Genomic DNA, 21826 nt, shown 5'->3' with positions numbered 1-21826 from the left:
TATATTTTATTGGATTTGCTTCCGTCATACTTACTTGTAAAGATATACTCTCAATTCATCATTTTGAAATAATCTTTTAACAAAGTTTCTTTACAAGATTCCCCAATCTTTTCACAAAAATCTAAATAGGATTGATCTACGTTCTTTTTTATATGTGATGAGAAAGTAACCTGCTGCTTTTGTTGAAAACTTTCACCGTAGTAAGCAATAATTGTGATTTTATCTTGTTCCTCTAAAGCGTATATTTGGATATCAAATGAATGAATGTTTACTTTTTTTAATGTATCAATTAGTTCTTGATATAGATATGGTGAAACAGTGAGAAGCGGTTGTTGTGCGGACATATTATAAACACCACCTTAATGATTTGGTAGAACTTTCATTTCATCTGCGTTATGGTATTCATCTATAATAATTAATGTGTGAAGTTGTTTTATACTGTGCTCAGTAATCCCATTGTGAATAAGTTGATCTTTCAGCATAGCAACGATTCTACGCATTAAGTCATGATCACGGATTAATTGCGTAATGATTCGTTTTTTTTCTTCTGATTCTGATGCAATTTCTAAATATAATCCCTCCTCCTCTGCCTCGGCATGTGCTAATGTTCTCGTTTCCCAGTGTTCAATAGCAATAAGTGCAACTTGTAAAGCTCGCTCACGATCATTATTTTTCATTAGATTTTCAATAATGTTCGTCAGCTCTCTTGCTTCTTGTAATGCAGCGTCGTGAATTGCTTCATGACTCGTTACTTTTCTTAAAGCGGGTCCAGACATATGCTCATCTCCTTTACTAAATTGAAATGTTCACAAAAAATTCATAATTTTACCTATCACTAATGTAACTAAATTTCACTTTATAGTCAACTACTTGTAAGTAAGCGTAATCTTTACCATTACATCCACTCAAAAAAACATTTACAGTATGCACTTCTACACCATTTCTTAAACCTTATAATTTTAACCTACTTCTGATTTATTAATTAATTTATTCAAATGAGAAATAATTTAAAGCGCTTACACTTAAAAGGCTCAACAATTCCTTTATTCACTATTCTTGACATTCATTTTCCCTTTATTATAATGAGTATAGATTAATAATTATTTTATTTGCATGAATTTCTGCGAATGAAATAATACTAAAGAAAATCAATTCAAGGAGGACAATTACATGTCACTAATAGGTAAAGAAGTACTACCATTTCAAGCAGAAGCATTCCGTCAAGGAGAATTTTTAACAGTATCTAACGAAGATTTCAAAGGACAATGGAGCATTGTTTGTTTCTATCCTGCAGATTTTACATTTGTATGTCCAACTGAGCTAGAAGATTTACAAGATCAATATGCTGCATTGAAAAAACTAGGTGTGGAAGTATACTCTGTATCAACAGACACACACTTTACACATAAAGCATGGCATGAAACTTCTGATGCAATCGGTAAAATTGAATATACAATGATTGGAGATCCATCTCATATCATATCTCAAAACTTTGATGTATTACGTGAAGAACAAGGTCTTGCTGATCGTGGAACATTCATTATCGATCCAGATGGCGTGATTCAAGCAGCTGAAATTACTGCTGAAGGTATTGGTCGTGACGCAAGCCAATTACTTAACAAAATTAAAGCAGCACAATATGTACGTAACAATCCAGGTGAAGTATGTCCAGCTAAATGGCAAGAAGGCGGCGAAACATTAAAACCAAGCATCGATTTAGTTGGAAAAATATAAGAAAAGAGGGTCCACACATGCTTGATCAAGAAATTAAATCACAACTACAAGAATATTTGAAACTATTAGAAAGTGAAATTGTTATAAAAAAACAAATCGGTTCTGATAGTGTATCAAAAGAAGTAGACGAACTTGTTCAAGAAATTGCAAGTATGTCTGATATGATTTCGATCGAGGATGGGAATTTTGATCGTACTCCATGTTTTAGTATTAACCGTACAGGTGAGGATACTGGCGTAGCATTTGCTGGTGTCCCACTTGGTCATGAATTCACATCACTCGTTTTAGCATTACTACAAGTAAGTGGTCGTGCACCGAAAGTAGAACAAAAAGTTATCGAACAAATTAAAAAACTTGAAGGTTCTTATCATTTTGAAACATATGTGAGTTTATCTTGTCAAAAATGTCCGGATGTCGTTCAAGCTTTAAATATTATGAGTATTGTACATCCTAGCATTACACATACAATGGTAGAAGGTTCTGCTTTCAAAGAGGAAGTGGAATCAAAAGATATCATGGCTGTTCCTTCTGTATATCTAAATGGCGAGCAATTTGTTGATGGTCGTCAAACAATCGAAAGTATTTTAGAAGCTTTAGGTAGCAGTGTAGATATAAACGAATTAAATGAAAAAGATCCATTTGATGTATTAGTTGTCGGTGGTGGCCCTGCTGGAGCAAGTGCTGCAATTTACGCTGCTCGTAAAGGGATTCGTACAGGTATTGTTGCAGAACGCTTCGGTGGACAAGTACAAGATACACTAGGTATTGAAAACTTCATTACAACACCTTACACAGAAGGCCCTAAGCTTGTTGCAAACATGGAAGAACATGTTCGTGAGTACAATGTAGATATTATGAACTCTATGCGAGCTAAAGCATTACACAAAAAAGATGTATTTGAACTTGAATTAGAGAATGGTGCTGTGTTAAAGAGTAAAACGATCGTGCTTTCAACAGGTGCTCGTTGGAGAAATATTAATGTACCTGGTGAAGCAGAGTTCAAAAACAAAGGGGTTGCATATTGCCCACACTGTGATGGTCCCATTTTTGCTGGAAAAGATGTTGCAGTTGTTGGTGGCGGGAACTCTGGTGTGGAAGCAGCCATTGACTTAGCTGGTATCGTAAAACATGTAACAGTTGTAGAATTTCTGCCAGAGCTAAAAGCAGATAAAGTGTTGCAAGATCGTTTGTTTAGCTTACCAAATGTTACTGTTATTACAAACGCAAGAACTTCAGAAATTTACGGTTCAGATAAAGTACAAGGTTTAAAATATGTAGATAGAGATACAGAAGAAGAAAAAGATATTGCACTTAGTGGTGTATTCATCCAAATTGGTTTAGTACCTAATACAGAATGGTTAGATGGTACTGTAGAGCGTAGCAAATTTGGTGAAATCATTGTAGATAACCGTGGAACAACAAGTATTCCTGGTGTATTTGCAGCTGGTGACTGTACAAATAGTGCTTATAAACAAATCATTATTTCAATGGGTTCTGGTGCGACAGCTGCATTAGGCGCATTCGATCATTTAATTAGAAATTAATTTCCCACCCATTCGTTCTAATATAGAGCGAGTGGGTGTTTTTTTATGAATAAATCTAGCAATTCTAGAGTTTACAAAACGATTACACTTGACATATTTATAGTAATATTTCTCAAGTTCCCCACATTTTATAGTGAACATATCTAATGTTAATTTTTTCTGCCTCTTGTCGCTCCTACTATTCTATCATCAGGAAATTTTTTCATACTGAAAGTTTATGTTACAACTGCTAGTCTAGTAATTAGATCATCACAGGGGGTAAGCATATGTTTAAAAAGGTAAAATTTACAACACTCGCTTCAATCATTTTTACTAGTTTACTATTATTTCCATCTGCATCACATGCCTATACTGTAAAATCGGGTGATTCTTTATGGAAGATTGCGACAGAGCATGGAGTCTCATTAAAAGAACTCCAACAAGCGAATCATTATAATGGTACGACTATTTATCCTGGTCAATATTTTAAGTTACCTGATACCATATCTGATCAAGACAAGGCATTAATGGCACGATTAGTTCATGCAGAAGCAAAAGGTGAACCTTATGCTGGAAAAGTAGCTGTAGCAACAGTAATACTAAATCGTGTTGATCATGCTGACTTTCCAAATAGTATTAGTGGTGTAATTTATGAAACATATAACAATGGTGTACACTTTGCTTTTAGCCCTGTAAAAAATGGGTCAATCAACCAACCAGCAGATAAAGCAGCATTAAAAGCAGTAAATGAAGCGATTGCTTTTAGAGGACAAGGTCAAGGATCTATATACTTCTACAATCCAAATACTGCTGTTAACAACTGGATTACAACACGTGAAACGACAATTAAAATAGGTAATCATGTGTTTGCTAAATAATGAATTCAAACTGAAATACGCAGAAACGTAGTGATTCTGATACGTTTCTGCGTACTTTTATTCTTTTCACTTATATATACTTGAAGGAATCACAATTTCTTGATTTCCTGAAACATATGGTGCGATTTCGTACTGTTGAAATACTAATACAATCCCATCATCTGTAAAATAGAAAGCAGTGTCTTTTGTTAAATTAATATCTTCTTTCTTTAAATCTGGATAAAAGATATCCGGTCTCTCAATGGCATATTCCCATACATAATTTGTTACTGCATTGATCTGTTCCTCTGTTGTCAAAATATCAGTTAAATATATCCGCTTCTCTTTTTCTTCACAATAATTAAATGATTGTACAACAGTATTCCCATGCGCACCTCCACCGAATGCATAATCACTTGTAAGAACACTCAATTTCGGTTTTGTATTATATTTCACTTCATATGTTGTCACATATTGCCCTTCAAACCCAAATTGTTCTGCTTGTTTCATTATTTCTTTATATTGTTTATATGAATTCTTAATATATTGATCAAAATCTTTATTGATTTTCTCTTCAAACTTCTTCTTTTTCATATCACTTACTTGGGGATACTTTAAAAATTCCTTATCTTTATACATATGTGTCGTTACAGTTGCTGTATTTCTTTTTTCGGAAGCATAAAGACTACCACATACAAGACAAGAAAGGATTAACATAACAAGGATTAACATCCAATTTTTCTTTTTCATTTTACACACACCCTTTTTGCTTTTAGGATGTGATAAATCTTTGTATTCATACATCATGTTTCTTATAAAAATTTATGGGAATAGTTTAATTAGAAGGATGGTGTTAGAATTGGAATTGATTCAACTAATTATTTTATTATTAATCGGATATATAGTATTTACCATTGACACAAAACAAGAAAATTTCCCTGTTCCAACAGTGTTACTCTTAATTGGTATGGGATTATCTTTCTTGAGTTTTTTTGGTTCTATTAAAGTAACAGAAAATGTGATTTATCATATTTTTATTCCTGCATTGTTATTTATTTCTGCATATCAATTTCCTATAAGTGGTTTGAAAAAAAACAAACAACTAATCACATTACTTGCTACAGTGGGGATTGTGCTCACAGTCCTTCTATTAGGTTCTATCACATGGGGAATTAGTTTGTTATTCATGCCTCTAAGTTTTGTTAGCGCGCTCGTTATTGCCGCTATCCTCACACCTACAGATCCTGTTTCTGTTGTATCGATTATCAAAAAGGCTACTGGAAATGAACAACTTGCAAATACTGTAGAAGGAGAATCGATGTTAAATGATGGGACGAGTATCGTTGTCTATACATCGTTAGCAGCATTATTGCAAAAATCTACATCATTTCATATTACTGATTTTTTTGTTGATTTTGCTATTACTTCCATTGGTGGTATTACTGTTGGATTAATTTGTGGATTTTTGGTAACAAAAATGATTCACTATTCTCATCATCGTCAATATCAATTAATGTTAAGTATTATTCTTGCATATGGTTCATTTATGCTTGCTGAACAGATACACGTATCAGGAGTATTAGCAGTAGTTGCAAGTGGAATGATGATTTCGAAAGCATATGGTAATTCAGAGAAGGAAGACCATTTTAGAGCGTCACTGGACGGATTTTGGGAAATAATCGAAGTAAGTTTATTAGCGCTGTTATTTTTGTTAATCGGCATCGAAATAACTGAATATTTGCAAGTATCTTATTTCGTTTTTGGTCTATGTATTTTTATTTGTACAATTATCGTAAGATTCATTGTTATTTATTTAATGTCTTCCATCGTACAAAAACATGATTATCGCTATAACTTACTTATGTCTTGGGCAGGGTTAAAAGGATCCATGTCTGTATTCTTAATTCTATCTTTAAGTGCAACGAATGGATCAAGTGATGTCACAGACAAAATTGTTGGTATCTGTTTTTCCGTCGTCATCCTATCACTCATTGTCCAAAGCTTAACTATTTCTCCCTTAGCAAAAAAAGTGCTAAAATAAAATCGCTAATACTATTTTGCACTTTTATGAAAACAGTAGGAGGATATCATTTTGGGACGTAATGGAAAAATGGGAGATATGGTAATCAATAGCACGTATCTTAATGAAGCAATCGAAGTAAGATGGTATCTTCCAGAAGGATTCACTCCTTTTAAGGATTATACTATTTGTTATGTACAAGATGGCAATGATTATTTTCAAATTGGCAGAATGGCAACAATAAGTGACAGATTACATGAAGAAATGTTGATTGAACCTACAATATTTGTCGGTATTCATTATCAGAATAAAATAGATCGTCGTAAGAAATATCATCCAGATGGCGAACTTCATGAAGCATACGTTACTTTTTTAATGAGAGAAGTTATTCCACAAGTAGAAAATCATTTACATGTAGAGCCTGTTGCTAGAGCATTAATGGGTGATTCTTTAGCAGGTACTTTCGCATTTATTGTTGCAAGTATGTATCCAAGTACATTTCAAAAAGTCATTATGCAATCCCCTTTTGTTAATGACATCGTACTAGAGCAAGCAAAAACAATGGATCATACTTCTGTTGTAATATACCATTCCATTGGACTAGAAGAAACCATTGTACATACAACAGATGGACAAAAATCTGACTTTTTAACACCGAATCGTGTTTTAAACCAGATTCTAAATGAGAAAAATTTCACCTATCATTATGAAGAATTTAATGGTGATCATACATGGACTTATTGGCAAAAAGATTTAGCAAAAATTATAGAATGGATGTTTAGAGAGGTGTAGGGATTGAAACTTTATGTAGTCGAAAATGACAAACAATTAGAAGATGCTTTTCAAGTGCGTCGAGAGGTGTTTGTAAAAGAACAAGGCGTGCCTATTGAATTAGAAATTGATGACAAAGAACAAGATGCTACACACTTTATCGGATATGTTGAAGACAAACCAATTGCAGCTAGTCGGGTTAGATTCGGGGACGATTATGTGAAATTAGAACGTATATGTATTATGAAATCAGTTCGTGGGAAACACTTCGGAAAAGATCTAGTACTTTTTATGGAATCATATGCCAAAGAAAAGAATATAACTAAATCAAAATTACATGCACAAGTTTATGCAATCCCGTTTTATGAAAAATTAGGATATGTGGTCACATCAGGTGAATTTGATGATGCTGGTATCCCACATGTTTCTATGAAAAAAGAATTTAACTAATCCTTATTATTACGTATGATTCCCCTTCTTTTCGTCAATGATGGGAAGAAGTATAACTTTTTGTTATTGGGGGATTTACCATGCACTACGGATCTATTTTTGTAGAAACATTGTTTGGATTTGTTACATTATTTATACTAACTAAAGTGTTAGGGAAAACTCAAATTAAACAATTAACCGCATTTGATTTTATATCTGCATTAATATTAGGTGAATTAGTTGGAAATGCATTATATGATAAAGAAGTCGGTATTTTGGAAATCGGTTTTGCTGTATTATTATGGGGAATTCTAATGTACATTACAGAATTTGTCACACAGAAATATAAAAAGTCACGATCATTGTTAGAAGGTCAACCATCTATCGTTATTCATAAAGGTAAATTACAACGTGAAATAATGAAAAAAGGTAAATTAGATATGAATCAATTGTTACATTTGCTTCGTTCAAAAGATGTATTTACTGTACAAGAAGTCGATTATGCCATATTAGAAACGGATGGAACCGTTTCTGTTTTAAAAAAAACGAATTTCCAAACACCTACACGTAAAGATTTACAATTGCCTTTGGAAAATGTCGAGTTATCATTCATGATTATCAATGATGGAGAAATCATCTATGATAATTTAACAGAAGTCGGTTATGATGAAAAATGGTTAACAGAAGAATTAAAGAAACAACAAATATTCTCTGTTCAATCAATCTTTTATGCAGAGTATTCAAAATCAAATGGACTGTATGTGCAAAAGGCTTGACTCTAGCTCCATATTAATAAAGACAAGTGCCCGATCAGAAACTAGTAAACTTCACTACGTTTCTAATCGGGCGACTATAGTTAATATTTACTCACGCTTCTGCAATAAAACGTTTCCCTTTTCCAGTGATATTCGCATAGATTTGTTGATTTTGTTCTTTAACAAATGTTAGTTTTTCTTTATCAGGAAGTTCCATTTCATTGTTATCAGCTTGTGTAGAATTACTTCGGGTAAACTCTTCTTCTGTATTTTTATAATGATATTGTTGTTGAAACGGAATCGGGTACAATTTTTCAATTGGAAAAGGGTCTTTCTCCTCTTTCGTAACACGTTCTTGATATTTCTGGTATTGATAATTATCAATTGGCATGATATAACCCATGTTACACCCTCTCCTTTGTTATATTGTTATACAACAATATACCCGTTTCATGTAGTTATGAAACATTATAACCAAGAAAATGGTGGTCTATCATCATGTTTTTTTTCCTCATGATCATCATGATCGTGTCTGTGCTTATTCTCATGTTCGTCTCTTTCTTCATCTCGATGATGTGTACGTTGTTCTTCCACGTCTTCAACCCTTCTCTGTCTCCCACCGAAAAAAGGGTCTCGATGATGAGATGATTCTATGATGACATTATCTGCTTTGATTACTAAATCCTTCACATATATTACTTTCTTTTTATCAGACATTTTCTTTCTCCTTCCTAATCTAAAATATATCCATAGTATCTTATGCGACTCACGATATTTTTGGGAACAAAAGATTTAAAAGCCAACAATATTTATTTCGTTTATTTGATCTATTGGAACGGCCACTTCATCAATTTTACTTGCTGTTTTTATCATAACCATACTATTTTGATAACCATGAATGAATCCTACATATTTTCTTCTTTCTGTGACAACCTCACATCTGACACGTGGTAAATGAACAGGAATCGATGCAAAATACTCCACTTTATCCTTAACAGTCATATCTCTAAATCTTTTCTTTTCTTTATCTAATACTTTTTCAGTTGTTTCATCATTCAAAGTAGTAGTTTTAAAGACTCCTTGCATTTGTACGAAGGGTGATTGTAGTTTTGGTTGATGAATATATAATTTTGGTGATGGATTGTTCTCTTTTACAGAATCCATGATACTAGCCTCCTATTGTCACAAATCTATATAGCATTGTATGATATGTGCCTAATTTAAGTGCATATATGTGCAAACATTCCAAACAAAATATCTAAAAATAAATGCTATATATGGCATTCGTCTATACACAAATCTCCTTATGTCATAAAGTATAGTGTTAACGAAAACTTAACTTGAAGGAGTGTTAATATTTATGGGAAAACATGGACATTGTGATGAGGTAAGTCCAATAACTTCGAATGATTGCGTATGTGATGTGGTACGTGCGATTGCAGACGCTCAAGATGCTGTAGTAGATCAACACTGTGATGTAAGCTGTTCTCAATCTATCCGTAATTTAGTATCTCCAACGACAACAAATGGATATGATACTGTACCATTTATTCTTTACGGAAAAACATTAAAACCATTTAAAGCTTCTGGTGTTGTTGTCTCTAATCAAGGTGGTAGCAATAACACTAAATTCGAATGTGTGGAGAGCTTTATCTTCCGCGTAAATGAAGTGAGTGACGATTGTTGTGCAGTATTAGAATTACTTGCATTTGATGGTGACAGCAATGCTTGTGATGAGCCTTGTGACCAACTAGATAATGAAAAAGTAGAAGATTTAGAGCGTACTGGCATTTGTATCACAGTAGATTTATCATGCTTCTGTGCGATTACTTGTCTTCCAGCAGTATCCGTATTGTAGTATTCGTACAATTTAAATAAGGACTTTCTCTTCCTAGAGAAAGTCCTTTTCTTTTGAAAATAAATCCATAATTATCCTATTTAAAAGTATATTATTTGCTTTTCACTCTATATCTTTGTTATGATGGATAACGTTGTATTTTAAAAATGCATGATTACTCTTAAATAAGGGTAATGTATAAATGCACTGATAATAAAGACAGAAAGGATGATAAGATGAAAAAGGTATCAAAAGTTTTCTACATTTCATTAGCGATTTCATTACTATTTATACTGTGGGGAATTATTCCTGAGAAAACTTTACCTGAATGGAATCTAAATCACGTAACCTCGTTAATTCAAGGATTTCTTGTGACACGTTTTGGTTGGTTCTATTTATTAACAGCAACAGCATTTTTAATTTTTGCAATTTTCCTAATTGTTTCCAAGTACGGAAACATTGTTTTAGGGAAAGATGATGACAAACCTGAATATAATTTCTTAACATGGTTCGGGATGTTATTTAGTGCAGGAATGGGAATTGGTCTCGTATTCTGGGGAGCAGCAGAACCAATTTCACACTTCCACACACCTCCATACACTACAGAAACGGAAGCAGAGGCAGCTCGAGTTGCATTACAATACAGCTTCTTCCACTGGGGATTCCATCCATGGGCAATTTATGCAACCATTGCTTTAGCATTAGCTTACTTCCAATTTAGAAAAGGTGAACCAGGATTAATTAGTAGTACATTAAAACCACTATATGGTGACAAGATGAATGGTGGATTTGGTACATTAATCAATGTAATTGCTGTATTTGCTACAGTATTTGGTGTGGCCACATCACTTGGTCTTGGTGCCCAACAAATTGGTAGTGGGATCGAATATATAACTAATTTCAGTAATTCGATTAGCTTACAGATGATTATCATTATTGTTGTAACAATACTATATATGCTATCTGCATTAACTGGCTTAAATAAAGGGATTAAATATTTAAGTACGACTAACGTAGTTGTTGCCATTTTATTAATGTTATTTTTACTATTTACAGGACCAACAAATTTTATTATGAATTTCTTTACAACAACACTAGGTTCCTATATCTCTAATTTACCTGAGATGAGTTTTCGAATGGCTCCATTTAACGAAGACAATGCATCATGGTTAGAAGGATGGACGATCTTCTATTGGGCATGGTGGATTGCATGGGCACCATTTGTCGGTATGTTTATTGCACGTGTATCAAGAGGGAGAACTGTCAGAGAGTTTGTTACTGGTGTATTATTGGTTCCAACTATATTTAGTGCATTATGGTTTAGTGTATTTGGTGGATCTGCCATTCATTTAGAGATGAATCAAGGAATTGATATTGCCAGCATTATGAGTGATGGTGGCACAGAAACAGCACTATTTACTGTATTAGAGAATTTCCCCCTATCTGTAATCATGACAGGTTTGGCGGTAATTTTAATTAGTACTTTCTTTATTACTTCAGCGGATTCTGCTACATTTGTATTAGGTATGCAAACAACAAATGGTGATTTAAATCCAAATATGACTGTAAAAGTAATTTGGGGACTTGTTCAATCAGGTACTGCAGCTGTATTACTATGGCAAGGTGGATTAGGCGCACTCCAAACCGCCTCCATAATCGCCGCGTTCCCATTTGCGATTATATTAATACTAATAGTCATTTCTATTATCAAAGCATTTAGAGAAGAAGCAAGAGTCTCACCATTAAAGAGAAGAAAAAGAGAACATTAAAACAAAAATCAAAGCTACAAGCAATTGTATAATAACGTAGCGAATAAAAAACGAACATACAGGTCTACTATGGCCTACATGTTCGTTTTTTTATAAAGATAATTATTCATTCTTTAAATCGTTCCTTCATGCCTTTAGTTGGTAACATACAAGAATCTTTCTTACCAAACCACTTATATCGATTTTTAGCAATATATCGATAGAAAAGATCTCTAATTGGTTTAGGAATGATTATAAAGCAATAGAGAAGTGGATACATTCCTTTTAATTGTTTAGCAATACGTAATGCCGCAGTTGACTCCACATAATAATTTTTTCCTTCTATCAAGACAACACTATCCGTTTTGTCTTGGATATTGTATTCTTTTCTCAATTTTTGTCCTATATCACTTTGTAAAGAAGCAAATTGAAATTTCGCTTTTGGATCACGCTTTATAATAAATTGGACAGAGTGATTACACAAATTACATATTCCATCAAACAAAATAATACGTTCCAATTTACCACCCCAATCATTTAATGTATAAAAAAGAGAACAACCAATAATTTGGTTCTTCCCTTTAGAATTTATGATAAACCTAATATATTATAACCTGCATCTACATGAATGATTTCTCCTGTTACACCTCTTGATAAATCACTCAATAAGTAATACGCAGTGTCTCCTACTTCTTCTTGTGTAACAGTACGTCGTAATGGTGCTTCCTCTTCAATCTTTTTAGTTACACTATTAAAATCACCGATACCTTTTGCAGATAATGTTCGAATGGGTCCTGCTGATATTGCATTTACGCGAACACCATTTTTTCCTAAATCATTTGCTAAATACTTCATAGTTGCATCAAGGCTTGCTTTCGCTACACCCATGACATTATAATTTTTAACAACACGTTCGCCACCTAAATAAGTTAGTGTGACAATTCCTCCACCTTCTGTCATTAGTGGCGCACATGCACGACTAACAGCAACAAGAGAGTATGCACTTATATTGTGTGCTAATAAATAACCATCTCGACTTGTATCAACAAATTCCCCTTGTAAATCTTCTCGATTAGCAAACGCTATACAGTGTGCTAATCCATGAATGGTGCCGACATCTTGTTTGATTTGTTCAAATGTAGTAGCAACTGCTTCATCATCTGTCACATCACATTCATAAAATAATGCATCTTGTCCTTCTAATGTAGATACTAAATCCTTTACTTGTTGACTGAAACGATCATTTGCATAGGTGAAAATCAATCGTGCACCTGCAGCGTGTAAAGAACGCGCAATTCCCCATGCAATGCTTCGTTTATTCGCAACACCCATAACCACATACGTACGACCTTTCAAAGAAAAATTCATTCTCAAGCCTCCCTGAAATGTTATAACTAGTTCTATAACTTAGCATTATTACCTGATACTATATTAACTAATCTTTGGTAATTGCACAACATATTTTTACACATATTCTAATAAGCGTTGTAATTCTTGTACATACTCTTGAGACCCTGTTACGATTAACCGATCGCCTAATCTTAATTCTGTATCTCCATGTGGAACAATTGAATCTTTCCCTCTAAATATTCTAACCATGATCACATCACCAGTAAACGGAAATTCTCGAAGCATGATGCCATCATAATGGCTATTATTCATATTAATTTCATATAATGCACTGTCTTGTTGGGTAAAAATATTCACAACATTAGGTGCTTCAATTAATGCTTTTAGCAGTGTCTTGGAAGAAAGTAATACAGAGAAGACATCTACACCAATTGCTCTTAGATTTTTTTCAATGGATGGTACTTCAATACGTGCAATTACGCGCTCTACACCTTTATTTTTTGCATATGTAGCAATTTCTTCATTTTTTCGTTCGTCACCTGTTGATACAACAACAATATCATGATTAAATACACCAGCATAATCCAATGTTTGCACATTATAATCGGCCATTTCATTAATATCGAAAATTGATCTACTATGCTTGTCATCAATATTTTCTTGTTTTGTATGAAATAAATGCACTTCAAATTCATTAGTATCTAATTCTCTAACAACAGGAATGGTTGCTTGATTAATGCCAATAAACGAAATTGTTTGCATATATTCCACTTCTTCTTGATTAACGAAGAATTTTTTAAAAAAGGATGGTGTAATAATACAGGACAATACCGCAACCATGACAAGTGCTCCATTCATCTCACTTGTTATAACACCCAGTCGCTCACCAATTGTTGCTGCTGCAATGACTAATGATAATGTGGATGTTAGTAACATACTTGCTGCAAAAACTGTTTTTGTATCATACCATTTTTTTAATAATGCTACTGGAATGACTTTTGATATTAATAATGCAATGAATAGAAGTGGAATGAGTAAAAGTACTTTTGGTTCATCAAATAATGCCCATAAATCTAACTCTACACCTACCATTACAAAGAAAATCGGTATCAAAAATCCATAACCAAAACTATCTAATTTTTGTACTAGATCTTGATTAGGCGCAAGTAATGATACGAGCGCACCTGCTAAAAAGGCTCCTAAAATATTCTCAGCACCAACAGATTCTGATAAAGCGACTAAAAAGATAATCAATGTAAATACTGCTCTTGTCCCAATTTGAATCGTACCTTTAGACATCGCTTCTAAGAAAGACTGATTTCTAAAGTACTTGCCGACAAAGTAAAGTAGAAAACCGACACCGAATAAGATTAATAGTAACCACATATTTCCTGAGCCTTCACCATAGAATGACACAAATACAGCTAATAAAATCATTGTTGCTAAATCTGCAATCACCGCAATCAGCAAGATAGTTTGTCCAATTGTTGTCTGCATTGCTTGCGCTTCTTTCAATGTGGGCACAACTACACCTAAAGAAATGGTTGAAATAATCAATGTCATTAAAAAGATATTATCTATAAATCCAAATAAAACAAATAAGTATGATAATCCAGCTGACAAAATGAAGATTGCGATAAAGATAAGTGTTGCAATCATTACTGGATTTGGCATGTTTGTCGTTGTCTTATTCTTTCTTCGCTTATTTGAAAATAGTGTGAAATCAATTTCTAATCCACTTAGAAACATTAAAAATATAAAACCTAGTGTAGAAAGTGTCTCTAACCAACTGCTTTTATCAACTAAGTTAAATCCTGTCTGTCCAATAATTAAACCAACAATAATCTCAGCGACTACAACAGGTATCATTTTTAATTTAAATCGATGTAAGAGGATTGGTGTTAAAAATGCTGCAATAACTACAATTACTAAAGAGCTTATTGATTCTCCATGTTCCATCTATTCATCCTCCTAATAATAAATTCATAAATAGTGTTGCAAGTCCAAAATATATAAACATAGATATAATATCATTTAATGTAGTAATAAATGGACCTGATGCAACAGCAGGGTCTATATTAAAACGATGCATCACAAGTGGTACAAATGCTCCCGCAATTGTAGCAACAATTAATGTTGCCATAATAGAGATGCCCACAAGTATACCTAGATATAATTCACCATACCAAAATGCAACGATGAGTGTAATCAGAACACCACATGTTGTACCAGTTATGACACCAGTTTTGGCTTCTTGCCACATAACTGACGCCTTGCCAATCTTATCTATATCGCCTGTAGAGATACTTCTCACTGCAACAGCAAGTGCTTGTGTTCCAGTGTTCCCTGCCATTCCTGCAATAACTGGAATAAATGCAGCTAGTAATGCAACTTGGTCTAAAGTATGTTCAAAACGACTTATAATACTTGCTGTAAACATACCTAAAAATAATAATGCAATTAACCATGGTAGTCTTTTTTTCGCTGATTGTAGTGCTGTATCTCCAAAGCTTTCTACATCTGAAATACCAGCAAGTTTCGAATAGTCATCACTTGCTTCTTCTTCCATAACATCCATAATGTCATCGACAGTAATAATCCCTAATAAATGATTTTGGAAATCGACGACAGGTAATGCTAGAAAGTCATAATCTCGCATCATTTGTGCAATATCCTCTTGATCTTCACCTACCGGAACAGAAACGACGCGCTCACTCATTACTTCTTGAATTAGCCAGTCTCCTTCCGCGATAATTAAATCACGTAAAGAAATGACACCAACTAATTTCTTAAATGAATCCACAACATAAATATAATAAATTGTCTCTGCATCTGGTGCTTCTTTTCTTAAATGTCGCATGGCTTCTTTCACTGTCATTTCATGATGAATAACAACAAATTCTGTTGTCATAATACTACCAGCTGTTTTTTCTTCATAATGCAGCAATTCTTTTATCTCTTCTGACTCTTCTTTATTCATAATTGTTAAGAAGCTTGCTACTTTATTTTTATCTAATTCATTTAATATATCTACAGCATCATCTGTCGACATTTCCTCAAAGACCTTTGCCGCAAAAGCTGGTACCATTTCAGCGATGAATGTCGTCACTAAATCTCGATCAACATGTTCCATAACCTCTGCCATCTCTTTTGGTGATAAATATGTGTATATTAAGAAGCGAACTTCTCCATCTTGTTCCTCAAAAATCTTTGCTTGATCATATGGGTGCAATTCAAGAAAATCCGCTCGGAACTGATCAATTTGTTCATTCATTAAAGCTTGTTGGATATTTTCCCATATTTGCATGCGTTCGTGTTTTTCTAATTGTTCCATTTTTCTTGCCCCCTTGCTTCAACAACACAATTAGTTTTCTTTTTTAAAAGAATAACATACCATACTTCAAATTACGCATAATTTACATTAATTTTAACTTACTTTTTCCTTATTACATTATTTTCATTTCTCAAAATGTATGAAATACTCTATACTATGAATAGAGAATTATATCAATAGAAAGGTACGTATACATGTCTGAAGAAAATACAAATTCAAAAATTGATTATATGCTTATATTTATCGTTATCTTACTTGGTGTCATTAGTGTTTTTACATTATATACACTTGATCCATTGCTTGCGCAAACAAAATATGGAGATGGCTATTATTTAAAACAAATACAATGGTATATTGTTGGTGTTGTCGTTATAACTGCAATTATGTTTGTAGACTATGATAGATTACGGCAAGTATCCTGGCTTTTTTATGGTTTTGGGATTATTACATTATTGATGTTATATTTTCATTTCCCTCCATATATTGCTCATAATGTAAATGGTGCTTGGGGTTGGTTTAAAATACCTGGATTTGGAACCATTCAACCAGCGGAATTCATGAAAGTATTTCTCATTATTTTTCTGGCACACATTATTGTTGCACATAAAGAAAAATATCCTGAACATACTGTGAAAATGGATTTACTTTTATTAGGGAAAATTGCATTAACCGCTCTTGTTCCTATATTCTTTCTAGTAAAACAACCTGACCTTGGTGGTGTCTTAGTATTAACTGCAATTACTGTATGTATGATTTTAGTATCAGGAATTAAATGGAGAATAATATTTGCGATTGTGGGTAGTGTACTAGTAACAGGTGTGCTCATTGTTGGCGTGTATATACTTCTGCCAAATCAAATGAATGACTTTCTAAAAGCATCTGGTCTTGATCATGTGCAAGGTCGGTTTAATGCATGGTTGAATCCAGAGGAATATAGTCAAGGAGATGCCTATCAATTAGTTCGTGCAATGCGAGCTATAGGCTCTGGCCAATTGTCTGGAAAAGGTGTGCATGGATTCGAAGTAACCCAAGGAATACCTGAAAATCACACAGATTTTATTTTTACAGCAATTTCTGAACAGTTCGGTTTTATTGGAGCAAGTATTGTGATTACAATTTATTTCTTACTAATATACCGTCTCATACATGTTGCATTAAAATGTAAAGATCCATTTGGTAGTTACTTAATCACAGGTATTATAGGAATGTTTGCATTTCAAGTATTTCAAAATATCGGTATGTCCATACAGCTTCTACCAATTACAGGATTACCTCTTCCTCTAATTAGTTATGGAGGAAGTTCCTCTTTAACCTACTTAATTGCAATTGGAATTGCTTTAAACGTCTATTACCGATTAAAAACGTACATGTTCGATGAGTCTTAATTTATTTCTAATTAAGTGAGGAGATTGGATGAAACTCGATATCATTGGTGATGTGCATGGTTGTTATGAAGAATTATTGTTACTAATTAATCAATTAGGATATCAATTTGTTGATGGTATCCTTATGCATCCTAACAATAGGAAGTTAGCATTCGTTGGAGATTTAACAGATCGAGGTCCAAATTCTTTGAAAGTAATCGAGCTTGCATATCAGCTCGTAATTGAACAACAACTGGCATATTATGTACCAGGAAATCATTGTAACAAATTGTATAGATATTTCCTTGGTAATAATATAAAACTACAGCATGGAATTGAAACAACAGTAGAAGAATATAAGCAATGTCCAATAGAAAAACAAAAAATAATCAAGCAAAAGTGGATGACATTATACGAACAATCATCGTTATATGAGATAATCACAGAATTAAATCTCGTTATTGCACACGCAGGTATAAAGGAATCCTATATTGGAAGTTATTCAAACAAAGTAAAAACATTTGTACTGTATGGAGATATTACTGGAGAAACATTACCTGACGGCAGACCGGTACGAAGAGATTGGGCGTCTTCTTATCATGGAGAGAGATGGATTGTATATGGCCATACTCCTGTATTAGAACCAAGGTTTGTGAATCATACTGTCAATATTGACACAGGATGCGTTTTTGGTAACAAGTTAACTGCGATTAGTTTCCCAGAGCAACGTATTACAAGCGTTCCATCTAAACAACCATTTATTAAAGAGAAATTCCAATAACTAATACAGCGTGCATAACATCTCACTTATGATGATACGCACGCTGTTTTTTATCCATTATTTTTTAAATTCTGCTCTATCTGTTTGATGTCATCATGCAATCCTATTGTGAATACCATCCGTTTATTTGTAATAGGGTGCACAAATTCTAACTTAATACAATGTAATGCTTGTCTATTTATAACCTGTTTTTTGCCACCATATAATGTATCTCCAGCTAATGGATACCCTTTGTCCGAAAGATGCACTCTGATTTGATGTGTACGCCCTGTCTCTAAATTCAATTCAACTAGAGAGTGTCCTGACCAATAATTTAACACACAATAATGTGTGATAGCCTCTTGACCATCTTCTGCTACCATTCGTTTCAAAATGGAATTAGGATCTCTATTAATAGGTGCATGAATCGTTCCACTGCTAGGTTTTACAATTCCTTCAACGACTGCATTATAGGTTCGTTTCACTTCACCTTTTTGTTGTGAATGAAACAGTATCGCATGAGCATATCGATGTTTTGCAATTAACAAAAGGCCGGATGTATCTCGGTCCAACCTCGTAACAACATGGACAGTATATGGTAGCTTTTGTTGGTCATAATGATGTAGCACGCCATTTGCAATCGTATGATTCGGATGATGTATCGAAGGAATTGTTGCAATATGTGGCTGCTTGTTAATCACAAGTACATCATCATCCTCATAAACAATGGAAAGTGGAATAGGTTCTGGTTTCATATATGCACTACGTATCTCAGGTGGAAAAATCACTTGAATGATGTCACCTTTTGCAACAACATACCTTACTGTTTTCGGTTCATTATTCACTAGGATCTTACCACCATGATATTTTACTTGTGCTAACGTTCTTTTGGAAAAGCCACAAACGTTTCTTAAATAATCACGTAATAATGTCTGATCATGATGTGTATCAATTTGCCATTTCAATTTACTTACTCCTTACCTACCTCTGGTCTGTAATAAACGAATCATGTACTCTTTTCCAAAATGGAAATGAACGGAATCGAGCAAATCGGATTTTTTTTTCTGATACTCGACATTCGATTGTATCAATGTTCGTATATGAACCTGTGTGATGATCAATTGTAATTAAAAAACATTTATCATGATGAAGTGGTTTTAAATCACATACATGATGTTTCGGTAATATTAAAGGGGAGCCAATTGTACGAAACACCCGATTATTTATCGAAGCCATTTCTGTAATTTGATAGGCGTCTAGTGATGGGTGAATAATGGCACCACCTAATGCTTTATTATATGCTGTACTTCCTGAAGGTGTAGAGATACACAATCCATCACCTCTAAATCTTTCGAAATGAGCACCATTTATAAAGAAATCCATTACGACAGTCCCATCCGTAGATTTGACGGACGCTTCATTTAAAGCGAGAAATCTTTGTGTTTCTCCACTATTCGCTGGATGAATAAATATATCTAATAGCGGATATTCTACAATCTCATAAGGGTTCTTAGCAATCTCAATAATCAATTTTTCGATTTCATCTGGTAACCAATCTGCATAAAAACCTAAATGACCTGTATGCACCCCAATAAATGCGGTCTCTTCCAATCGATTTTGATATGTATGAAAGGCTTCTAGAAATGTTCCATCTCCACCGACAGATATAGCAAGATCTGGCTCTTTTTCATCATATACTAAAGAGAATTCTTCTAAATACTGGCGCATTCTACCTTTTAATTTATCTGATTTCTGGTCACCTTTTGACAGGATACTAAAACGCATTTCAAACCACCTCTATTATGTATGATTTTCTTTATTTGAGTGATATACTCGTTGTGCTTCTAATATTTCATCTTTAATTTTTGACATTTCTTCATCTAATTTGAAAGCTGCTTCTGCTGCATTCTTCAATCTTGCTTGCACTTTTTCTGGCATTTGACCAGCATATTTATAATTCAATGAATGTTCATTTGTTGCCCAAAAATTCATCGCTAATGTGCGTATTTGTATTTCTGCAACTAGAAACTTAGTTCCATGAATGGTTTCGACAGGGTATTCAATAATTAGATGATAGGATCGATACCCACTTTCCTTTTTGCGTCTAATATAATCACGTTCTTCGATTACTACAAAATCTTGACGTGATTTCAGACGCTCTACAATATCATAAATATCATCAACAAACTGACATACTACTCTTACTCCCGCAATATCTTGTAAATCACTTTCTATTTTATCCATAGGAATATTCTTTCGATTCATTTTCTCTTTTATACTAGAAATAGGTTTCACTCTTCCAGTCACAAATTCAATTGGTGAATGATTTGTTTCATGTTCAAACTGACTACGCATGCCCCTTAATTTAACTTTTAATTCTTCTACCACCTGTGCATAAGGTGCCAAGAAAGTTTTCCAATTCATGCCGTGCACCACCTATTCTTTATCTATGTATATCTTACCATATTTAACAATTAGTTTACGAAAACTTCTTATCTTTCGAGTATAATTTTTGCATTTTTTTATAAATACACGCACAATAAGAATGAAGAGTGACTAATACTTTTTGGAGTTATTTAGATGAAAACAAGTAATGGTCTAATAAATATTGTAAAAGGAGGCATATACTTTGTCTCAAGAAATAGAAATTGAATATAAGAATTTATTGACAAAAAATGAATACGAGCAATTATTATCTTTTTTTCAAACTTATCGTTATACAGAAAGTACGCAAGTGAATCATTACTTTGAGACAAAAGATTTCTCACTAAAGAAACATGGTGCTGCACTTAGAGTTCGTCTAAAAAATAATATGTACATTGCGACACTAAAAGAGCCCAATCCAAATGGACCTGGATTATTAGAAACACACGAACAAATTTCAAAAGAAACATTTAACAATTGGATAACAAACAACATTGATTTACCAAAGAAAATTCTGATGCAACTTTCTGATATAAATACGAAGTTACTCAAATATGGCGGGAAATTAGAAACAATACGTATGGAAATCCCTTATCAGGATACATTAGTGGTACTCGATCATAGCAAATATAACAATAAAGAAGATTATGAATTAGAATTAGAAACAACAGATGCTGATTTTGGAAAAAAAGTTTTTGGCGAGATACTGGCTAAATTTCACATACCGAAACGTGATACGAAAAACAAAATTCAGCGTTTTTATGATTCAATCTAAGCTATAATCTAATACCTAACTGTTCAATAACAGTTCTTCTTTATAAACACTGTACTTTATCATGAATCACTTTATTTGCTAGTTTATCTGTCTAACTGTTACAATATAGTAACAATTATGAACTTTCTTTAACAATTTAAGAATT

Annotated in this window: 25 protein-coding genes; 12 read left to right on the top strand and 13 right to left on the bottom strand. The window is 33.4% G+C overall.

The annotated features are described in order from the left end of the window. Positions 1-50 precede the first annotated feature (50 nt). Both ACFOZ1_RS03605 and ACFOZ1_RS03600 read right to left on the bottom strand, forming a co-directional pair. Complete coding sequence (locus ACFOZ1_RS03605; RefSeq protein ID WP_390195969.1) at positions 51-344, bottom strand: hypothetical protein; 294 nt, start codon at positions 342-344, stop codon at positions 51-53. Positions 345-359: 15 nt separating this feature from the next. Continuing rightward, the gene (locus ACFOZ1_RS03600) at positions 360-776 is read right to left on the bottom strand and encodes a hypothetical protein (RefSeq protein WP_390195966.1); all 417 of its coding nucleotides are present in this window, start codon (positions 774-776) and stop codon (positions 360-362) included. Between the two features lie 394 nt (positions 777-1170). On the opposite strand from ACFOZ1_RS03600, the gene ahpC reads away from it, so the two are divergent. The 3 genes from ahpC to ACFOZ1_RS03585 all read left to right on the top strand — a co-directional run bounded on the left by ahpC (position 1171) and on the right by ACFOZ1_RS03585 (position 4135). Further along, on the top strand, positions 1171-1734 hold the full coding sequence (gene ahpC, locus ACFOZ1_RS03595; RefSeq protein ID WP_390195963.1) for an alkyl hydroperoxide reductase subunit C: 564 nt from the start codon (positions 1171-1173) through the stop codon (positions 1732-1734). Between the two features lie 17 nt (positions 1735-1751). Then, on the top strand, positions 1752-3278 hold the full coding sequence (gene ahpF, locus ACFOZ1_RS03590) for an alkyl hydroperoxide reductase subunit F (RefSeq protein ID WP_390195962.1): 1527 nt from the start codon (positions 1752-1754) through the stop codon (positions 3276-3278). 266 nt (positions 3279-3544) lie between these two features. Continuing rightward, entirely contained in the window at positions 3545-4135 is a 591-nt protein-coding gene (locus tag ACFOZ1_RS03585) for a cell wall hydrolase (RefSeq protein WP_390195959.1), read from the top strand. Between the two features lie 66 nt (positions 4136-4201). On the opposite strand, the gene ACFOZ1_RS03580 is transcribed toward ACFOZ1_RS03585, so the two are convergent. Further along, positions 4202-4864, bottom strand: a complete 663-nt coding sequence (locus ACFOZ1_RS03580; protein WP_390195957.1) for a DUF3298 and DUF4163 domain-containing protein — start codon at positions 4862-4864, stop codon at positions 4202-4204. 109 nt (positions 4865-4973) lie between these two features. Here ACFOZ1_RS03580 and ACFOZ1_RS03575 point away from each other — a divergent pair, with 109 nt between their 5' ends. The 4 genes from ACFOZ1_RS03575 to ACFOZ1_RS03560 all read left to right on the top strand — a co-directional run bounded on the left by ACFOZ1_RS03575 (position 4974) and on the right by ACFOZ1_RS03560 (position 8110). Further along, a complete protein-coding gene (locus ACFOZ1_RS03575; protein ID WP_390195955.1) occupies positions 4974-6155 on the top strand; it encodes a cation:proton antiporter in 1182 nt (393 codons plus the stop codon). Positions 6156-6206: 51 nt separating this feature from the next. Further along, entirely contained in the window at positions 6207-6926 is a 720-nt protein-coding gene (locus tag ACFOZ1_RS03570; RefSeq protein ID WP_390195953.1) for an alpha/beta hydrolase, read from the top strand. Positions 6927-6929: 3 nt separating this feature from the next. Beyond that, positions 6930-7355, top strand: coding sequence for a GNAT family N-acetyltransferase (locus ACFOZ1_RS03565; protein WP_390195950.1), 426 nt, complete (start codon positions 6930-6932; stop codon positions 7353-7355). Positions 7356-7435: 80 nt separating this feature from the next. After that, positions 7436-8110, top strand: a complete 675-nt coding sequence (locus tag ACFOZ1_RS03560; RefSeq protein ID WP_390195947.1) for a DUF421 domain-containing protein — start codon at positions 7436-7438, stop codon at positions 8108-8110. A 91-nt stretch (positions 8111-8201) separates the two neighbouring features. On the opposite strand, the gene ACFOZ1_RS03555 is transcribed toward ACFOZ1_RS03560, so the two are convergent. From ACFOZ1_RS03555 to ACFOZ1_RS03545, 3 genes are all read right to left on the bottom strand, one after another. Beyond that, positions 8202-8492, bottom strand: a complete 291-nt coding sequence (locus ACFOZ1_RS03555) for a hypothetical protein (RefSeq protein WP_390195944.1) — start codon at positions 8490-8492, stop codon at positions 8202-8204. Positions 8493-8557: 65 nt separating this feature from the next. Beyond that, on the bottom strand, positions 8558-8806 hold the full coding sequence (locus ACFOZ1_RS03550) for a hypothetical protein (RefSeq protein ID WP_390195941.1): 249 nt from the start codon (positions 8804-8806) through the stop codon (positions 8558-8560). Positions 8807-8881: 75 nt separating this feature from the next. Beyond that, entirely contained in the window at positions 8882-9253 is a 372-nt protein-coding gene (locus ACFOZ1_RS03545; protein WP_390195938.1) for a CotO family spore coat protein, read from the bottom strand. Positions 9254-9449: 196 nt separating this feature from the next. Here ACFOZ1_RS03545 and ACFOZ1_RS03540 point away from each other — a divergent pair, with 196 nt between their 5' ends. Both ACFOZ1_RS03540 and ACFOZ1_RS03535 read left to right on the top strand, forming a co-directional pair. Continuing rightward, positions 9450-9947 carry a CotY/CotZ family spore coat protein gene (locus ACFOZ1_RS03540; RefSeq protein WP_390195935.1) on the top strand — a complete coding sequence of 166 codons (498 nt, stop codon included), beginning with the start codon at positions 9450-9452 and terminating at the stop codon, positions 9945-9947. Positions 9948-10162: 215 nt separating this feature from the next. Continuing rightward, positions 10163-11695 carry a glycine betaine uptake BCCT transporter gene (locus ACFOZ1_RS03535; RefSeq protein ID WP_390195932.1) on the top strand — a complete coding sequence of 511 codons (1533 nt, stop codon included), beginning with the start codon at positions 10163-10165 and terminating at the stop codon, positions 11693-11695. A 106-nt stretch (positions 11696-11801) separates the two neighbouring features. On the opposite strand, the gene ACFOZ1_RS03530 is transcribed toward ACFOZ1_RS03535, so the two are convergent. The 4 genes from ACFOZ1_RS03530 to mgtE all read right to left on the bottom strand — a co-directional run bounded on the left by ACFOZ1_RS03530 (position 11802) and on the right by mgtE (position 16358). Then, the gene (locus tag ACFOZ1_RS03530; RefSeq protein ID WP_390195929.1) at positions 11802-12194 is read right to left on the bottom strand and encodes a thiol-disulfide oxidoreductase DCC family protein; all 393 of its coding nucleotides are present in this window, start codon (positions 12192-12194) and stop codon (positions 11802-11804) included. Between the two features lie 68 nt (positions 12195-12262). Next, positions 12263-13042 carry an enoyl-ACP reductase FabI gene (gene fabI / locus ACFOZ1_RS03525; RefSeq protein WP_390195926.1) on the bottom strand — a complete coding sequence of 260 codons (780 nt, stop codon included), beginning with the start codon at positions 13040-13042 and terminating at the stop codon, positions 12263-12265. A 96-nt stretch (positions 13043-13138) separates the two neighbouring features. Further along, positions 13139-14983: a monovalent cation:proton antiporter family protein gene (locus ACFOZ1_RS03520; protein WP_390195923.1), complete on the bottom strand. Its 1845-nt coding sequence runs from the start codon at positions 14981-14983 to the stop codon at positions 13139-13141. A gap of 4 nt (positions 14984-14987) precedes the next feature. Continuing rightward, positions 14988-16358, bottom strand: a complete 1371-nt coding sequence (gene mgtE / locus ACFOZ1_RS03515) for a magnesium transporter (protein WP_390195920.1) — start codon at positions 16356-16358, stop codon at positions 14988-14990. Between the two features lie 194 nt (positions 16359-16552). Between mgtE and ACFOZ1_RS03510 the strand changes: the two genes are divergently transcribed. After that, entirely contained in the window at positions 16553-17743 is a 1191-nt protein-coding gene (locus ACFOZ1_RS03510; protein ID WP_390195917.1) for an FtsW/RodA/SpoVE family cell cycle protein, read from the top strand. A 28-nt stretch (positions 17744-17771) separates the two neighbouring features. Beyond that, positions 17772-18503: a bis(5'-nucleosyl)-tetraphosphatase PrpE gene (prpE, locus tag ACFOZ1_RS03505; RefSeq protein ID WP_390195914.1), complete on the top strand. Its 732-nt coding sequence runs from the start codon at positions 17772-17774 to the stop codon at positions 18501-18503. A gap of 50 nt (positions 18504-18553) precedes the next feature. On the opposite strand, the gene ACFOZ1_RS03500 is transcribed toward prpE, so the two are convergent. Genes ACFOZ1_RS03500 through yjbM form a run of 3 tightly spaced genes read right to left on the bottom strand, consistent with a single transcriptional unit; the run spans position 18554 to position 20906 of the window. Beyond that, on the bottom strand, positions 18554-19447 hold the full coding sequence (locus tag ACFOZ1_RS03500; protein WP_390195911.1) for an RluA family pseudouridine synthase: 894 nt from the start codon (positions 19445-19447) through the stop codon (positions 18554-18556). Between the two features lie 16 nt (positions 19448-19463). Then, on the bottom strand, positions 19464-20267 hold the full coding sequence (locus tag ACFOZ1_RS03495) for an NAD kinase (RefSeq protein WP_390195909.1): 804 nt from the start codon (positions 20265-20267) through the stop codon (positions 19464-19466). A gap of 15 nt (positions 20268-20282) precedes the next feature. Then, positions 20283-20906: a GTP diphosphokinase gene (gene yjbM, locus ACFOZ1_RS03490; protein ID WP_390195906.1), complete on the bottom strand. Its 624-nt coding sequence runs from the start codon at positions 20904-20906 to the stop codon at positions 20283-20285. Between the two features lie 205 nt (positions 20907-21111). On the opposite strand from yjbM, the gene ACFOZ1_RS03485 reads away from it, so the two are divergent. After that, positions 21112-21681 (top strand): CYTH domain-containing protein, encoded by a 570-nt coding sequence (locus tag ACFOZ1_RS03485; RefSeq protein ID WP_390195905.1) that lies wholly within the window; start codon positions 21112-21114, stop codon positions 21679-21681. The last annotated feature ends 145 nt before the right edge of the window (positions 21682-21826 follow it).

Source organism: Gracilibacillus marinus, from assembly GCF_042651725.1.
In the GTDB taxonomy this organism is placed as follows: domain Bacteria; phylum Bacillota; class Bacilli; order Bacillales; family Amphibacillaceae; genus Gracilibacillus; species Gracilibacillus marinus.
This window is presented reverse-complemented; position numbering and strand designations above follow the sequence as displayed.

Coding starts and splice junctions, on each gene's coding strand:
- ACFOZ1_RS03605 (WP_390195969.1), bottom strand. CDS start 344: ATGTCCGCACAACAACCGCTTCTCACTGTTTCACCATATCTATATCAA.
- ACFOZ1_RS03600 (WP_390195966.1), bottom strand. CDS start 776: ATGTCTGGACCCGCTTTAAGAAAAGTAACGAGTCATGAAGCAATTCAC.
- ahpC (WP_390195963.1), top strand. CDS start 1,171: ATGTCACTAATAGGTAAAGAAGTACTACCATTTCAAGCAGAAGCATTC.
- ahpF (WP_390195962.1), top strand. CDS start 1,752: ATGCTTGATCAAGAAATTAAATCACAACTACAAGAATATTTGAAACTA.
- ACFOZ1_RS03585 (WP_390195959.1), top strand. CDS start 3,545: ATGTTTAAAAAGGTAAAATTTACAACACTCGCTTCAATCATTTTTACT.
- ACFOZ1_RS03580 (WP_390195957.1), bottom strand. CDS start 4,864: ATGAAAAAGAAAAATTGGATGTTAATCCTTGTTATGTTAATCCTTTCT.
- ACFOZ1_RS03560 (WP_390195947.1), top strand. CDS start 7,436: ATGCACTACGGATCTATTTTTGTAGAAACATTGTTTGGATTTGTTACA.
- ACFOZ1_RS03555 (WP_390195944.1), bottom strand. CDS start 8,492: ATGGGTTATATCATGCCAATTGATAATTATCAATACCAGAAATATCAA.
- ACFOZ1_RS03550 (WP_390195941.1), bottom strand. CDS start 8,806: ATGTCTGATAAAAAGAAAGTAATATATGTGAAGGATTTAGTAATCAAA.
- ACFOZ1_RS03545 (WP_390195938.1), bottom strand. CDS start 9,253: ATGGATTCTGTAAAAGAGAACAATCCATCACCAAAATTATATATTCAT.
- ACFOZ1_RS03540 (WP_390195935.1), top strand. CDS start 9,450: ATGGGAAAACATGGACATTGTGATGAGGTAAGTCCAATAACTTCGAAT.
- ACFOZ1_RS03535 (WP_390195932.1), top strand. CDS start 10,163: ATGAAAAAGGTATCAAAAGTTTTCTACATTTCATTAGCGATTTCATTA.
- fabI (WP_390195926.1), bottom strand. CDS start 13,042: ATGAATTTTTCTTTGAAAGGTCGTACGTATGTGGTTATGGGTGTTGCG.
- ACFOZ1_RS03520 (WP_390195923.1), bottom strand. CDS start 14,983: ATGGAACATGGAGAATCAATAAGCTCTTTAGTAATTGTAGTTATTGCA.
- mgtE (WP_390195920.1), bottom strand. CDS start 16,358: ATGGAACAATTAGAAAAACACGAACGCATGCAAATATGGGAAAATATC.
- ACFOZ1_RS03510 (WP_390195917.1), top strand. CDS start 16,553: ATGTCTGAAGAAAATACAAATTCAAAAATTGATTATATGCTTATATTT.
- prpE (WP_390195914.1), top strand. CDS start 17,772: ATGAAACTCGATATCATTGGTGATGTGCATGGTTGTTATGAAGAATTA.
- ACFOZ1_RS03495 (WP_390195909.1), bottom strand. CDS start 20,267: ATGCGTTTTAGTATCCTGTCAAAAGGTGACCAGAAATCAGATAAATTA.
- yjbM (WP_390195906.1), bottom strand. CDS start 20,906: ATGAATTGGAAAACTTTCTTGGCACCTTATGCACAGGTGGTAGAAGAA.